The sequence below is a fragment of the Anabaena sp. FACHB-83 genome, assembly GCF_014697485.1.
GTDB lineage: Bacteria > Cyanobacteriota > Cyanobacteriia > Cyanobacteriales > Nostocaceae > Nostoc_B.
The window spans coordinates 77,210-91,425 of record NZ_JACJRY010000017.1; the positions used below are offsets into that span (position 1 = coordinate 77,210).

At 39.5% G+C, this 14,216-nt stretch carries 14 protein-coding genes; 4 read left to right on the plus strand and 10 right to left on the minus strand.

What is annotated here, in order from left to right:
• The first annotated feature begins 423 nt into the window (after positions 1-423).
• Entirely contained in the window at positions 424-924 is a 501-nt protein-coding gene (locus H6G79_RS20170) for a fatty acid hydroxylase (RefSeq protein WP_190591378.1), read from the plus strand.
• Positions 925-1,117: 193 nt separating this feature from the next.
• Here the strand turns inward: H6G79_RS20170 and H6G79_RS20175 are convergent, their stop codons facing one another.
• From H6G79_RS20175 to H6G79_RS20185, 3 genes are read right to left on the minus strand one after another with little or no spacing between them, the layout of a single operon-like run.
• Positions 1,118-1,441: a XisI protein gene (locus H6G79_RS20175; protein WP_190591379.1), complete on the minus strand. Its 324-nt coding sequence runs from the start codon at positions 1,439-1,441 to the stop codon at positions 1,118-1,120.
• Complete coding sequence (locus H6G79_RS20180) at positions 1,408-2,019, minus strand: XisH family protein (RefSeq protein WP_242048472.1); 612 nt, start codon at positions 2,017-2,019, stop codon at positions 1,408-1,410. Before H6G79_RS20180 ends, H6G79_RS20175 begins: the two co-directional genes overlap by 34 nt.
• Complete coding sequence (locus H6G79_RS20185) at positions 1,952-5,092, minus strand: MFS transporter (protein ID WP_190591380.1); 3,141 nt, start codon at positions 5,090-5,092, stop codon at positions 1,952-1,954. Before H6G79_RS20185 ends, H6G79_RS20180 begins: the two co-directional genes overlap by 68 nt.
• Positions 5,093-5,609: 517 nt before the next feature.
• Here H6G79_RS20185 and H6G79_RS20190 point away from each other — a divergent pair.
• Positions 5,610-5,813, plus strand: coding sequence for a high light inducible protein (locus tag H6G79_RS20190; protein ID WP_190591381.1), 204 nt, complete (start codon positions 5,610-5,612; stop codon positions 5,811-5,813).
• Positions 5,814-6,090: 277 nt separating this feature from the next.
• On the plus strand, positions 6,091-6,294 hold the full coding sequence (locus tag H6G79_RS20195) for a high light inducible protein (protein WP_190591382.1): 204 nt from the start codon (positions 6,091-6,093) through the stop codon (positions 6,292-6,294).
• Positions 6,295-6,384: 90 nt separating this feature from the next.
• Here the strand turns inward: H6G79_RS20195 and H6G79_RS20200 are convergent, their stop codons facing one another.
• The 7 genes from H6G79_RS20200 to H6G79_RS20230 all read right to left on the minus strand — a co-directional run bounded on the left by H6G79_RS20200 (position 6,385) and on the right by H6G79_RS20230 (position 13,702).
• Positions 6,385-7,506, minus strand: coding sequence for a sensor histidine kinase KdpD (locus H6G79_RS20200; protein ID WP_190591383.1), 1,122 nt, complete (start codon positions 7,504-7,506; stop codon positions 6,385-6,387).
• A 300-nt stretch (positions 7,507-7,806) separates the two neighbouring features.
• Positions 7,807-8,238, minus strand: a complete 432-nt coding sequence (locus H6G79_RS20205; RefSeq protein ID WP_190591384.1) for a hypothetical protein — start codon at positions 8,236-8,238, stop codon at positions 7,807-7,809.
• Positions 8,239-8,736, minus strand: a complete 498-nt coding sequence (locus tag H6G79_RS20210) for a Rab family GTPase (protein WP_190591385.1) — start codon at positions 8,734-8,736, stop codon at positions 8,239-8,241.
• A 3-nt stretch (positions 8,737-8,739) separates the two neighbouring features.
• On the minus strand, positions 8,740-10,527 hold the full coding sequence (locus H6G79_RS20215) for an OmpA family protein (RefSeq protein ID WP_190591386.1): 1,788 nt from the start codon (positions 10,525-10,527) through the stop codon (positions 8,740-8,742).
• Positions 10,528-10,569: 42 nt separating this feature from the next.
• Entirely contained in the window at positions 10,570-11,178 is a 609-nt protein-coding gene (locus tag H6G79_RS20220; RefSeq protein ID WP_190591387.1) for a hypothetical protein, read from the minus strand.
• A 155-nt stretch (positions 11,179-11,333) separates the two neighbouring features.
• Positions 11,334-12,671, minus strand: a complete 1,338-nt coding sequence (locus H6G79_RS20225; RefSeq protein ID WP_190591388.1) for an ArsB/NhaD family transporter — start codon at positions 12,669-12,671, stop codon at positions 11,334-11,336.
• Between the two features lie 428 nt (positions 12,672-13,099).
• A complete protein-coding gene (locus H6G79_RS20230; RefSeq protein WP_190591389.1) occupies positions 13,100-13,702 on the minus strand; it encodes a DUF3318 domain-containing protein in 603 nt (200 codons plus the stop codon).
• Between the two features lie 206 nt (positions 13,703-13,908).
• On the opposite strand from H6G79_RS20230, the gene H6G79_RS20235 reads away from it, so the two are divergent.
• Entirely contained in the window at positions 13,909-14,169 is a 261-nt protein-coding gene (locus H6G79_RS20235) for a hypothetical protein (RefSeq protein ID WP_190591390.1), read from the plus strand.
• Positions 14,170-14,216: the final 47 nt, after the last annotated feature.

The following is a 14,216-nucleotide window of genomic DNA, read 5'->3' on the forward strand; positions in this document are numbered from 1 at the left end:
ATTGATAAAAATAATTAACCGCAGATAGATTTATCCTTCAGTCAACATAGTAAAATTTTCTCTCAATGCCAGATAACTTGTAGTTAATCTCTGCTAAATAACTGTGCAGAAATTCTTAACCTAAATTTGTACTAATTTTAACTGGTTCTTTGCTCATACTGTCTGTCTTCATAAGAAGATTATGGGGTAACAATACTAAAATACACTAAATCTATCAAGTTTTAGATGTATCGGCTAATTTCTTTCTGACAGAAGAAAAAAGGAGTCATTAATGTGATTGATTAAACTGACAATCGCACATCAATAAAACTTTTAAATATTACGGTAATGTCACCCGAAAAATTGACAAGATGCGACGCTGCATCAACTGTCTTTTTGGGATTTTTTTGTGTGGATTTGTTTAATTGAACGTGAGGAGTACAAATGCTTGAGGCTATCGTTGTTGCTTGGCTGTTATTATTTTTTGGTGATTTTTTATCTACATTCGTGTATCACATACCTGAGCATGTTTTTGGTAGCCTCCACTTAAGAACACATCATTCTTGGAAGAAGGACTTTCGCCACTATGCCATATTAACGGCAAATCTTCAGGTACTTTTAGATGGAATTTTGGGAGCTTTGCCTTATATAATTATGGCATTTATTTTCTGGTCTTTCTCTCCCATTGGTGTGATTTTAGGATTGCTATTAGGTCAGTTTCATGTATGGTGGAGACACGTTAGTGTTTTAGGTTGGCAAACTCCAAATATTATCAATGTTGTGTGTCAATTTCTATTCATCACCACTCCCGAAAGACACTGGCTGCATCATAATAAAACGAACCTGGGTTTTGGTGATATTTTCACTTTCTTTGAGCAACCTGCACAAATTTGGCTGCGGTGGTTGCGTCTTTTGAGAGTACGTCTGCGTTATTCGCGGATTTAGTTAATTGTTAAGAATTCAGGGGTCAGAATCCAGAATGATTAATAAATCAAGGTTTTGCTAGGCAGAGATTCTCAAAATCTAAAACTATGAAATATCAAACTGTGATTAATTCTGACTTCTGTATTCTAAATACTTACTTTAATGGCTTTACCAATTCTCCATTTTTTGGAAAATCGGTAAAGCAGAAATCGGTTTAAATATTCTTAGCTAATTGTCGTTCGGGTAGAAAAGCTAAAATTATATGTTCTTCTGGTATTCCTTCTGCGATTAAATCTGTGATAATGCCAGTTTCAATACCGTCGTATTCTACCCAAACTTTTTGCTCATGGAGAGTTACATAAATTATATTGCCTCTAACTCTTCTGCCTCGTTCCCAGCCTACTTGCATTAAGGCATATCGATTTTGCTGTTCATCAAAAACAGTATCTAGCCGAATTTCTCCATGAGATGGAGTAAATTGGGCATATTTCTGAATTACTTGTTTTATAATTCCTGCATAATTCGTGGTGGTATCCATTGTTTTACCTCTACCTTATTTGAATCTATAACCAGCAATTTCATAGGTAATTCACTAATCACCAATTGACCGATAGGTTCGCTAAATATTGCTTCGTAGATAATGTCTGTAATAGCAAGATATATTTCCCTTTCTGGATCAACTTGATTGAGTAAAAGTTGATAAAGAGTATATTGACCTATTGCTTGTTCTAAATCGGCAATTACAGACTTACCTCTAAATTCCTTAATTTCTATCGCAATCTGGCAATTTTGCCTTTCAGCACCAATAAATTGCGATGAAATTTGATGAGAGTTACTAGACTCTGTTGCCGCTAAATCTACAAACAAAAATCGTTCACCGTAGGATATTATGTATGGATCGTTGGTAATTGTCCAACCATCTTTGATGATAGCCTGTTTAACAAGAGTGTGAATAGTATCCCTTTGTGGCATAAATTGAAGCACATTTTCACCATAAAAAAGCCTCCCACATTGGGAGGCTAAAATTTTAGCGGAGACAGTTTTTAAACTAGACAAACACAACAGCGATCGCACCACCAAAGGCGGCGAAAATTGCAGAAACGACGGCTGTAGCAAATAACCACCAAGCGGCTGTGGCTGCGGCTTTGCGGGTTTCTTCGGCTTGCTTTTGGGCTTGACGTTTGACTTCTTCTAAACGGCGTTGTGCTTCTTGTTGGATGCGTTCTGCGCGTTGTAAGACTGTGTTCCGAGCGCGTTCTACTTGGTCAATAATGCGGTTAGCATCTTCCTCAGAGATATCTTCGCGGGAACTCATGATGGCGACTAGGGTATCACGGTTGAAGGCAGATAGGCGATCGCGCAAGGCATCAAATCCAGCTTGGGGATCGTCAAATAACTGGCGGATATCCCGCTTAACGCCATCATAATTAAGTTCTGGGCGATCTAAAGAATTGAGATAGTTACGGATACGGTCAAAAATATTATCTACAACATCTTGTATCCGGCGTTGAATACTCCGTATTTGTTCGACAAATTGATCCCGGACGGAAATCATATTGTCGGCAATTCTGGCGGCTTCTTCATCACTCATATCTTCCCGAATTTTCAGTAAAGCGATGATAGTAGAACGGTCAAAATGCGCCAAGCGATCGCTCAAACTTTCTACCCCGACCCGTGGATCATGCAACAATAATTGCAAGTCACGTTTAATACCTTCAGGGTTGAGTTCTTCTTTGCCTGTTTGCCGCAAATATTCTTCCAGATAAGCTTTGAATGTATCCATTCTTTGCTGGGTACGAGTAGCAAAACGGCGGGGCGCACGCGCAATATTGCGGATTGATGTTTGCATCGAGTCAATTATTTGGTTGACTTGTTCTTCACTCAAGTCTCGTCGTTGACTCAATAATTTCACTAAGGTATCTCGGTCTAATTGCGATAAACGTCGCCGCAGGGCGATCGCACCTTCTCTAGGATTGGCAAACAAGCGATCTAAATCTCGTTGAATCCCTTCGGGGTTGAGTTCTGCTTTGCCAGTGTTCCGCAGATAATCTGTAATTGTCGTCATCACAGAATCATATTGTTCTTTGGCTTTGTCAGCGACGGCTTGCGGTGCGTGGCGAATACTGTGCCAAGAATCTTCCACAGTATGAATAATGTTATGAACTTGGTCTTCGCTCAAATCTTGGCGCTGACTCAATAACTGTACCAAGGTATCGCGGTCAAAACGAGACAACCGAGTGCGAATGGCAATCATCCCGGCTTGGGGGTCTTCTAATAATCGCTTCAGGTCGGCGCGAATTGCATCAGGATTTAATTCTGCTTTGCCTGTGTTCCGCAGATATGATTCTACATTCAACCACAGGGTTTCGGCTTGATATTTTGCCTGTTCTGCTATACCTTGGGCGGCAATTAAAACGCGATCGCGTTGTCTTTCCAATTCATCTAAAATTGGTTCAACTTCATATACTTGCACATCGTTGCGTTCCAGCAGAATTTGTCGCATTTCTGCCCGGTCAATTACTGCCAAACGGCGTGACAGTGTTTCATAATCTGCATCAGAGTCGGACAACAAAGACTGAAAATCCCGTTCAATACCTTCCGCCGTCAAATCTGATTTTGGTGTGACTAACAGATAACTTTCAACTCGCCGTTGTAAATCTTGGGTAATTTCTCGTTCTTCTTCGGCTGTAACGGTGACTAATACTGATTGACGCACAACTTCTAGATGGTCGGCGATGCGTTGAATTTCAACTTGGGTGAGTAGACCTCTATCTTGCAGAATCTTGACGAAATCATTACGAGACAGGCGGTCTAATTCTCTTTTAATAATGCCAGGGTCGGCGGCTGGGTCATAAATAACATCGCGGAATTCTTGGGCGATTCTTTCTTGGCTGAGTTGCCAAGCATAAGTGTTATGCAGATAATTTTCGATGTCAACGCGAATTGGGCTGTAAGGTTGGGAAGGTACGGGAAGACCTAGTTTATCAGCTTGTTCTGTGGCTTTATCTTTGGCTGTGGTTAGGGACTGTAAAATCTTTTCCACATCAATATCTGATAAATCAGTGCGTCCCAAAACAATCCCAGTCAAAGCCGTTAGACCTTGCTGGACTGTCTGCTGAATCAGTCCAGGTGTGGCTTTTTGGTCGGCTGGTTTAGCTGAACGGCTTTCAGTAATTAACTGTTCTAGTTTGGCGTTGAGTTCGTCAGTTCTGGTTTGTCCTGGTGGTAAAGATTTGAGATAGTCAACTAATTCCCCTAAACGGTCTGGAACAGGTGGCTGTTGCCCTACTACTTGCTGCCAAACATTGTAAAGTGTATCTGCAATGCGGTTAACGTCGCGTTTAGAAAGGTCGGTGCGACTGCTGACTAAATCGATAAATTTTTCGCGGTCGATCTGGCGTAAATCGGGGCTACCGGCGTTAGCGTAGCTTAACGAAGTTATCGCTTTTAATTGTGGATCATTAAGTAATTTTTCAAATTCGCCCCGGATTTGGGAGATATCCAACTCAGGCGGACGCAGTTTTTCTAGGTAATCTTCAACATTTTCTCGAATACTAATCGGGTCAATTGCACTACCTAATTCTCGACGTACAGCAGCTGCGGCGGCTTCGGCAGTGGCTACCACTTGCTGATTTACGGCTTTCGCACCCAAGGCGGCGGTAGCAGTTCCCATAATCGCCTGAAAACCAGAGGTAGCAGTATTCACCACTGAACCAATTAAGGAACCCACAGTAGTAGAACTAACCCACACTAGTAATAAGAAGTATGCACCCCAAATCACTAACCCCAAAATCGCCCCTAATCTGGGGTCAAAAATCACTAAGCTTAATTTTACGGCTAGGAAACTGGCAATTAATAAGGCGATCGTAACAGTGACTAATGTCCAAATCCCTACAGCCGTCCCAATTTTGCGAATTGTGCCGCCAAAACTACCTGCTTCCCCATGATGAGAATCCGCATCTGAGGAATGTCCCAAGTAGGAAATACCAGCAGCAACGGAGAGATTAGTTAGCACTAATTGAAAAGCAAAAGCTAAAATCACCCCGGAAATTAAGGCGACAAAAAAGCGCGGCCCGGAGGTCAGCACCGATGCTTGCGCTGGCGTGACGTTGGAGGGATCTACAGAAATTTGTGCTACCCATAACAATGGTTTGTAGAGTCCCAACATAATGCCTGTACTTTGAATCATTGTATTTCCTTATTTTTTAATGTTTAACTTTGGAGAGATATCAGAATCATCTGAGCAGCAATTATGCAATTAATATCTGTTAACAATCGCTATACCTAACTCTTGTAAATCTCAGAATCGGGCAATTTAGGCGATTCCAGCATCCATCTGAAGTTTGAATAATATATCTAGCGTCGGGTAGAAGTTTGATGAATCGAAAGATTTAATTTTGGGGAGATTGCTGAAATTATCACAGGAAAATGCCTATGATTATAAATATTGTGGCGATTAATTTCCATTAATTAATATTGTCTAAATCCTCTGATTTCATCTTAAAATATCCAAGATTTAGCTAATAGCAATTTACATTTATTTATAAATATGCTTTTTAGCACCTCTAAAGAAAGAGATGTTAACAGTTTTTGGCTGTTTGTATCTTCCAGAAGAGGTGGCTAGAGTTTGTACCTCTAGACGGAAAGCAGGCTGGTGGTAAATAGCTAACGTGAAGTTAAGTAACAAATCAATTTGGACTCAACAAATGGAACCTCGCTCCTCGACGAATTTACCACCAGTCGCTACAGAGTATAACGGCATAGACCGCAATGCGTTTATTTTTGGCTGGACTCCCCAAGCTGAACTCTGGAATGGTCGCTTGGCTGCGATTGGTTTTGTGGCTTATTTACTTTGGGATTTAGCAGGTTATAGCGTTCTGCGCGATGTCTTACATCTAATAGGTCGCTAAATAGGACTTACTTACGCATCAAAACGAAAAATCAAGGGTTGTGGCGAGGGTGTAGGGGTGGGAGGATGGTAAAGAAATCTTTCCCCCCTCTCTTCCCACACTCCCCACACTCTCCTCTCTTCCTACACTCCCCACACCCCCTAACCATGCGTGAGAAATTCGGGATAGGGGTGTACTGATTCAAAATCCTTACACCCAATCTCCACAGATAATCTTTGTGCGTAAGTCCTGACTAAAGAAAAATTTGCCAACACTAAATTAATTTTGGAGAACAATCATGGAAACTCGTCCCTCTACAGATTTACCGGGAGTTGCTAATGCTTATAATGGACGCGATCGCAATGAATTTTTGTTTGGTTGGACTCCCCAAGCCGAACTCTGGAATGGCCGTTTAGCAGCAATTGGTTTTGTGGCTTATTTACTCTGGGACTTAGCCGGCTATAGCGTAGTTCGTGATGTCCTGCATTTGATTGGTTACTAATATATGGGAATAGGGAGTAGGGAGTAAGGGTGTATGTATCTAAAACCCTTACTCCCAATCTCCTTAGTCCTGGTAATGAGTAATGAGTAATTACTCATTTCCTAATGGTCTGGGAAGGCGGAACCAAAAACGGGAACCGCCTTCGGGACGAGGTAAATAACCAATATTTCCACCCCAACGTTCAATCGTCATTCGACAAAAATAAAGACCGATTCCTCCTCTACCTGCGCGATTTTGACCTTGGGAAAACTTTTGAAATAAATTATTGCTCATTTCTGGTGATACACCTTCACCTTCATCATCAATAGTGAAGAGTACATATCCTACTTCTGCTTGCAAATTAATAGTTACTGTTGAGTCTTCTGGACTGTGGCGATAAGCATTTTCCACCAGATTTGTAATAACTCTGTCTAGGCGTGATTGTTCGCCTACAACTTTCCAATCGGCTGTGCTGTCAACATTAGCTGCAAGCTGTAACTGTTGGTTAGTCAGTGCAAAGGTAGCTTTAAATAGTTCGATAGTTTCTTCTACAGCCCTAAGAATATCAGGCGCAGTGTCAATATCTACGATAAAACTTTCTAGCGATCGCACCTCATCCGAAAAAGCATCTAAAATATTTCTAATTAACATTTCTTGCTTAATCGATTGCTTACGAGCGATTTCTAAATTTTCCTTACCTTTATCTGTTAAATTTTCAAACTCTAGCAAGGCTAAACAGCAATTAATGGCGTTGAGTTGCCCTGCTATATCATGAATAATACAATTAATTAAGACTTCTTTTCTTTGATTGTCTTTTAATAATTGTTGATAATTTAATTGTTGTTCTCGACCTGCTTGAATTAGGTGCTGTTTATATTTAAATTTATCTTCTGCTAATTCAATTAATAAAATTTTACTTTCATTTACACACAAAGCATAAGCTTCTAACTGCTCTTCATAGCCATTTAAATTTTTTTGACTCCAAAGACCAGAATTAAGCTTACCAATCTTATTTTCGCTCCAAAAATCTTCGGCATCAAACAAAAAATTTTCTAAAAATGCAAATTCCTCTTGCGGAATTAACATATCCATGCCAAATCTTAATTGCTGGCTACAAAAACGCTGTAACCATGTAGGTGGTTGAGCCGTAACTCTAAATAAGCCAATATCAATTCTTTCTAAGACTAAAATATTTAAGCCTAAGAATAAGTCAGATAATATAGTTGTAGTCATATCATAAAAATATCTAGCAATCCAACTTGATAACTGAACATCATTGCGTAGGCAGGTAATAGGAAAAAGAGATTATAAATATACCTTGTTTTTTCCCAAATCAAATATGAGTTTTATAGATAATATAGTTTTTATTCTTAGGAAACCTTCAGCAAGCTCAGTGCATCGCTGGGTGATTAATATTGGTGGAAAATTTCGTGATTCATGGGTGAAATCAAAATAAAACTTTTTTCTTCCTTTAAACTCCATCCTTTATGGGTGGAGCATTTTGAATTCTGTCTTCTGACTCCTGTTTATTAATTATTCTGAATTTTGACTGCTGATTCCTAAATCTTTCTTTATCAATCTATCAGATTGTTCTTGTGCTAGGCTGGAGTAGTTGGCTTCTTGCTGCATAGCTGAGAGATGCTTTTCATCTAACATACTATTCAATAGTAATACCCAATCACCTTCCTCGGAGGGAAAAATATGGACATCCGCACAGATACTTGCTGCGATTTTGATTAAGGGGAGAAATAACGGAGAGTCATCTATAGGTAGTAAACCTTCGAGAAAAAAAATTTGTTCACATACCGATATTCCTTGACTGAGATTTGTAATGCCATACTCAGCGAGTTTTCCCCCCCAGGCTTCCAGTCCACCGTCCTTGTTGACTAAGAGATAAGCAAGCGATCGCTCTTCGATAATAAAATTGAGAATATATAAAACTACAGCCTTGGGGATGTCTGCCATTTATCGATTGATGATTTGATGAGCAAGTGTTTGAAAGACTTCTTCCACACCCTGTCCTGTTTTAGCACTGGTTTTAATTACATTCCAGCCTTTGCTGAGAATACTATCTAACTCCTGGGGTTCAATTTCCCATTCCTCTGTCATATCCCATTTGTTAAAGACTAAAATAAACGGTACTTGACCAATACTTTCTTCTACTTTAGTTTGCAACTCAAAAGCTTTATCGAGAGTGCTACGCCTTGTACCATCTACAACTAAAATATAACCGGATGAGCCTCTGAGGTAAGACATTCTAACTTTCTGAAACTCGTCTTCACCGTAAAGATCCCAAAGAATTAAATTAACATTGTTGCCTTGCAGACTGAGAGTTTTTTTATCAATTTTGACACCGACAGTTGTATAATACCTATCAGAAAAAATACTGTAGATAAACCTGGAAACTAAACTGGTTTTACCAGTAGCAAATGCACCTACCATACAGATTTTTTTTTGCAGCATGATTTATTTACTTTTGTCAGTGATGAATACTTGAAAAGACACTCTCCGATTCAGTTGTCTGGCATCTAAATTTAATTCTGGTTGATAAGGTAGTGTAGAACCTAAAGCAGCAAGTTTAAATTTATTGGTATGAATTTTCGGCAGATTTAAAGCCGTAAAAATTTTATTCGCCCGTATTTGACTGAGGAGGAAATTTTGTCCTTCTGTACCAGTAGTATCAGTGTGACCACGAATTAAAACTTGTACGTCCTGATTTAAGGATTGAGCTATTTTGAAAAGGGTAGAAAAATTTGTCCGTAACTTGGGAATTTTTTGATTTTCTCCAGGAATGAACTCATCTTTGCCTTCAACAAATAAAAATGTCGTGGATTCAATTTGATTTTTAGCCGATTCTAGTTCTTTTAGTTCATTTGCTAATAGGTTTTTAGTTTGAAATTGTGTGATTCCAGGAATAAAACGCCAGAGTTTCTGAGCTTCTGTAATCCATTTTTGTGATGCGTAGCCACTAGCTACAAGAATGCCAGAATCATTCACTTGTAGTTTTGTAGTGGTTGGTGGTTGCAGTAATTCTGTGGCTCTTTTAGTGATAATTTCTGGTTCTAATGATATGTAAGATTGCCATTTAGCTATAACTTTATCTGGCTGCAAATTGGTTGATTGAATCAGGGTGTTGGGATCTACAGCCACAGGATCACGCATTCCTGAAATAAAGTGTTTCCCGTTGTAATATCGAGTGTTCAGCACCACAATTCCCGGTTGGGAGTTTAGTTTATGGAGATAAGTTTGCCAACGGATATTTTCTCTCACAGCAAAAAAGCCCCAACTTCCAGCTGCGATCGCCATTAAACCGAAGAAAGTCCAAGCATAGATATAATTTTGCCGAGCCGGAGTTTTATACTGTGCTGTTAAGCAGCTTTCTAAATAAGGTTCACTAGCTTGAAATGGTTCGGTTTCGCCTGTAAAACTCTGGAGTTCTGTTCCGAGTTTAAGGTGTAATTTTTCAATTGCTGCTTGAAAAACGACGCGTAATTCTTGCGGTGGTTTACCGCGAATTATCCCCGCGATAATTGCTTGTGGCCCTGCTTCCACCCAAATTGTGAGTTCGCCAAAGCGCAGACTTCTTAATGTATCTTCTTGCTGTACTTTAAAGGAATCTTTGACAAAATCTTGAATTGCTGTCAACATTGCTGCTACTAAATCGGGATCTTGAACGGCTACTTGTTGTAACCTGACATGATGCAGCAATAAACTAGTGTGTCTGTGAATCAAAAATATTTGCTCAACGCGGTAAATTAAAGTCCGCAGCAAGACAATTTCTGCAAAGGATTTTCCGGTGCGCCTAGCTTCTAACCTCCATTGAAAACTTTGTACCGACAGGCTATTTTCTAAGGCTTGGTTCAGCGATTGCATCATTTCGTCTAAGACGTTAGCGATCGCTTTACGAGAAGCTGGGCCAATAATGGGAAAAAATGCTTCAGACAGCACATTTTCATCTTGGCTGACAGAGGCTTGAATTGCTTGTTCCACAGTCGCAACCATCGCTTCTACTAGCTGCTGATCTTGCTTGGTACGCAAAACCACAGCTTCGGGAAGCAAACGACTGATATCTTCTGGTTGAATTTGCGGATTATTTAATCTTTCGTAGAGTTTATTGAGTTGAGAAGGTTCAATCCCCAGGAGTAAACTGCGAAGTAAAGTGAGGTCATCTTGATTGAGAGAATCTAAGTCAGCAGATTCTCCATTCATACTTTTTGCTTCTGTAGGTACTCGATTCGGGAGATAATTATTCATTACCCAAATCCCTTAATCTAAACAAGTAATTTAAATTTCATCTCAAAATTTATGATCTGTATTCAGTCGTACTGCTAGTTCTGTAAACAAAGCAGCCAACTTAGAACGGTCTGTTTTCTCTCTTTGCATTTCTTGCATTTCGCGTTTGAGTACCGCTAAAATTTCTTCATATTTTTGCTGAAGATCATCCTGTAAATTTTTCGATTGATTGAGGATATGTTCACGCAATTCTCGTTGACGGTTGGTAGTTTGTTCGTCAACTTGAGAAATTTTATGTTCTAAAGATAAGTTACTATTTTTCTGTTCTTCCGAGAGCGATCGCATCCCACTATCACGCTCTAATTGCTCTTTCTTCAGTTGTTCTGTTAACGAATCAACCTCTTGTCTAATATAACTTTCTAAAACATCTAAACGTTTGCGGGTTTCCTCTCGCAAGCTCACAAGTTCTGAAAATAAATTTTCTTCTAAGCGAGTCAGTCTTTTGTCAACATCACGTATCTGGTTGCCAAACAGAAGGTCTCGGACTTTATCTAAACTGTTAGTTTCACCAATTCCATTAGTAGTAAATTGTAGTTTGTTATTGACTTGATTCACCCCCCCTTGTACTGGTTCAAGCGCACTGTAATTGGTATATTCTTCAGGCGGGTTCATAACTTTGATCCTTTTTGAAGCTGATTTAGATTTTGCTCTTATACTTATAATGCAACATTTATAGCCACTACAAAACCATACACGTAAGTATATTTAAATACGTGCTGTTAAAATCATCCCTCTCCAGAAGGAATTTGTATTAGTTGTGATTATGTCTAGATCAGAAATCGCACTAACACATATAATCCCGAAGTTGCTAGTTGCAAAAACATCACGGGAATACCGTAGTGCAGAAAGGTTTTAAATGATATGCGGCGACCATGTTGTTCGGAAATACCAGCCGCAACTATGTTAGAAGATGCGCCTACAAGTGTACCGTTACCTCCCAAGGTTGCACCAAACATCATGGCGTAAAACAACGGTAAAACTTCAGCCGGAAATTGCCCTTGAAAGTCTTGTGCTAACACCTCTGTTGGCGCTAACCCTACACTGACAATATATTGTTTGAGTAAGGGTACCATTGCCACCACTAAAGGAATATTCGGCACAACACTAGATAATATCCCAACAAATAATAATAAAACTAAAGAACCGAGAATGATATTTTTTCCTAAAATAAGTGCCAAAAAACCTGATAAACCACTAATTACACCTGTTTTTTCTAAGCCGCCAATTAATACAAAAATACTCATAAAAAATATTAATGTACTCCAATCAACATCACGTAAAATATTGTTAACATTATCAATGCGGCTGTGATGAGATAGTAACAAAGCCAAAGCTGCACCTAATAAAGCCACAGCAGCAGGTGAAATCGGCACTGGTAAAGATTCACCAATCACAAAAAATATTAAGACAAAGGCGATAATCACCGCCCCCACAGTTAATACTCGTGGATGATTAATTTGGGGATGTGGTAATTCTTCCAGATTATCTAGCTTAGTCTGCCAAATTTTCCGAAATAAAAATGGTAGGGTGGCTGTAACTGTAACAACAGCAATTACGCCACCTAAACTTAATTTCCAGAGATAATCGATAAAACTAATATTAATTGCATCTCCCACAATAAACGTCGCTGGATCACCGACTAAAGTTAATAAACCAGCACTATTAGCTATAAACACCATTAATATCAACAATGGTACAAAATTTATACCTATTTCTTCTGCCATTGGCGGAATTAATGGCGCTAATAACATTACGGTTGTGGCATTGGGTAAAACTGCACAAATCGGCGTAACAATCCCGACAATACTTAATAACAAACGTTTGCCATCACCTTTGGCTAAAATCACAATTTGAGTAGCTAAATAATCAAATATTTTAGTTGGTTCAAATGCTCTGACAAGCACCATCACACCAAAAAATAACCCTAATGTTCCATGACTATTACCGATATAACCCACAGCTTCTTTTAATGTCATGACGTTGGTGAAAACTAATAGCAATGCTCCCAATAAAGCAGCGATAGTCAGATGCACCCATTCCGTCATAATTAGGAGAATTACACCCAAAAAGGTGAAAACGCTCAGGATAGCTTGCCAATGTTCCACTTTATGCCTCTTGATATCTAGCTAGTTAGTTGCATATTACTGAAAAAGCCACCTAAGAGCTGATGCGTAAACAAAAGCTTAAGATGCCATTCGCCTGATCATCAGACGAATCAATGAGCCATGAATCATAGCTTTTTTACCACTATCAAAACCTTATACCTCCTGCACTGGCTTCTTTTTTCCTCGCTACAGTAGAGTATTCATCTCATACCATTTTGGATTTTAGATTTTGGATTGGGTAAGGGTTGATCGGTAAGCTTTTGAGTCATCCATCTGTCGCAATCATTTTTTAATTTGGTATCACCCTCAATTTTGTCGCAGTTGGTAAATTTGCAGCCAAAATGCCAAAATCATTTCTGAATTATGACAGTCAGTGATGCCAGCAAAAAATTAGTCAGAGAAAGAGCTAAATTTCTTGGTTAATTTTTTCAACTGTAAGTTTCGGGTATACCCACAGGTGATAAACCTGCGATCGCTCGCAAATTTTGGCAACGAATTAACTCGGTAAAATCTAACCCAGGACGTTTTTCTGCTTTTGCCATTGCTTCAATTGCAGAGAGTAAATATTGAGCCGCTTCTGTTTCCGAATAACCCCGGCGTTGGGCTATTTTAATGGCTGCTTTATCTGCATTTAACTCTGACTCTGATGATTGATTGCTGCGCCAGATGCGGAAAGCTGCGATCGCACTTAATCCCACAGCCACACCCACACCCACAGCATCAGACTGTGACGATTCAATTAATCCCGCCAACAATCCCAGCAACACAACCCCTTGATAAATATCCGGTTTAAACCATCTCACCCCACTCAACCAACTCACCTTCTGCAACAGCAATAAATCCCGTTGTGGCTTGGTTAAACGTCCCCACAAATCAAAATTAATATATATCGGTCTATACTGTTGCCAAGGCAGAGGAAAAGTAGCATCAATTACTTGTGCCTGCTCCGGTTTGCTGACGATTTTAATTGCCATTCTCCCCGAAGCTGGCATGACATCTAACAACCGACGAATTTCAGCATTTTGTTCCATCTTTGTATTTTTTGCGACTGTTGTGGTTAGTTTTGATGAAAAATTGAGATGTTCAGATCCCCGACTTCTTTGAGAAGTCGGGGATCTTGACCTTTAGACAAATTAAGAGTTGTAAAAAAACAGACGAATTTAGCAAAATACCAGATAAACAGATATATATTAATTCGGGCTGATATGCTGCCTACTGAGATTAAATTTTAAATTACATGGACGCTTTTGCTCCCATCCCACCTGAATGGACATCCAAGGCAGTTCACGCCTATGAATTTTGCTGTCCAACTTGCCGTTCTAGTAGTTTAGAAGCATTACAGGTTTGGATCAATCGGCGATCGCCTGTATTCTCAGAAGAACATCGCCGCAAATGGCAAGAATTTTATCAATGCCATTGTGGTTGTGCATGGTGGGCTTGGAGTAGCGACAGACCGCCATCAGATTTAGTCAAACCAGAAGATAACTTGAATTTGTGAAAATTATAATTACTCAGATCCCCGACTTCTTTGAGAAGTCGGGGATC

What these genes read in the sequence shown, in the direction of transcription:
- H6G79_RS20200 (WP_190591383.1), bottom strand. Translation starts at nt 7,506, where the DNA reads ATGACTACAACTATATTATCTGACTTATTCTTAGGCTTAAATATTTTA.
- H6G79_RS20220 (WP_190591387.1), bottom strand. Translation starts at nt 11,178, where the DNA reads ATGAACCCGCCTGAAGAATATACCAATTACAGTGCGCTTGAACCAGTA.
- H6G79_RS20210 (WP_190591385.1), bottom strand. Translation starts at nt 8,736, where the DNA reads ATGCTGCAAAAAAAAATCTGTATGGTAGGTGCATTTGCTACTGGTAAA.
- H6G79_RS20235 (WP_190591390.1), top strand. Translation starts at nt 13,909, where the DNA reads ATGGACGCTTTTGCTCCCATCCCACCTGAATGGACATCCAAGGCAGTT.
- H6G79_RS20175 (WP_190591379.1), bottom strand. Translation starts at nt 1,441, where the DNA reads ATGGATACCACCACGAATTATGCAGGAATTATAAAACAAGTAATTCAG.
- H6G79_RS20215 (WP_190591386.1), bottom strand. Translation starts at nt 10,527, where the DNA reads ATGAATAATTATCTCCCGAATCGAGTACCTACAGAAGCAAAAAGTATG.
- H6G79_RS20190 (WP_190591381.1), top strand. Translation starts at nt 5,610, where the DNA reads ATGGAACCTCGCTCCTCGACGAATTTACCACCAGTCGCTACAGAGTAT.
- H6G79_RS20195 (WP_190591382.1), top strand. Translation starts at nt 6,091, where the DNA reads ATGGAAACTCGTCCCTCTACAGATTTACCGGGAGTTGCTAATGCTTAT.
- H6G79_RS20185 (WP_190591380.1), bottom strand. Translation starts at nt 5,092, where the DNA reads ATGATTCAAAGTACAGGCATTATGTTGGGACTCTACAAACCATTGTTA.
- H6G79_RS20205 (WP_190591384.1), bottom strand. Translation starts at nt 8,238, where the DNA reads ATGGCAGACATCCCCAAGGCTGTAGTTTTATATATTCTCAATTTTATT.
- H6G79_RS20230 (WP_190591389.1), bottom strand. Translation starts at nt 13,702, where the DNA reads ATGGAACAAAATGCTGAAATTCGTCGGTTGTTAGATGTCATGCCAGCT.
- H6G79_RS20170 (WP_190591378.1), top strand. Translation starts at nt 424, where the DNA reads ATGCTTGAGGCTATCGTTGTTGCTTGGCTGTTATTATTTTTTGGTGAT.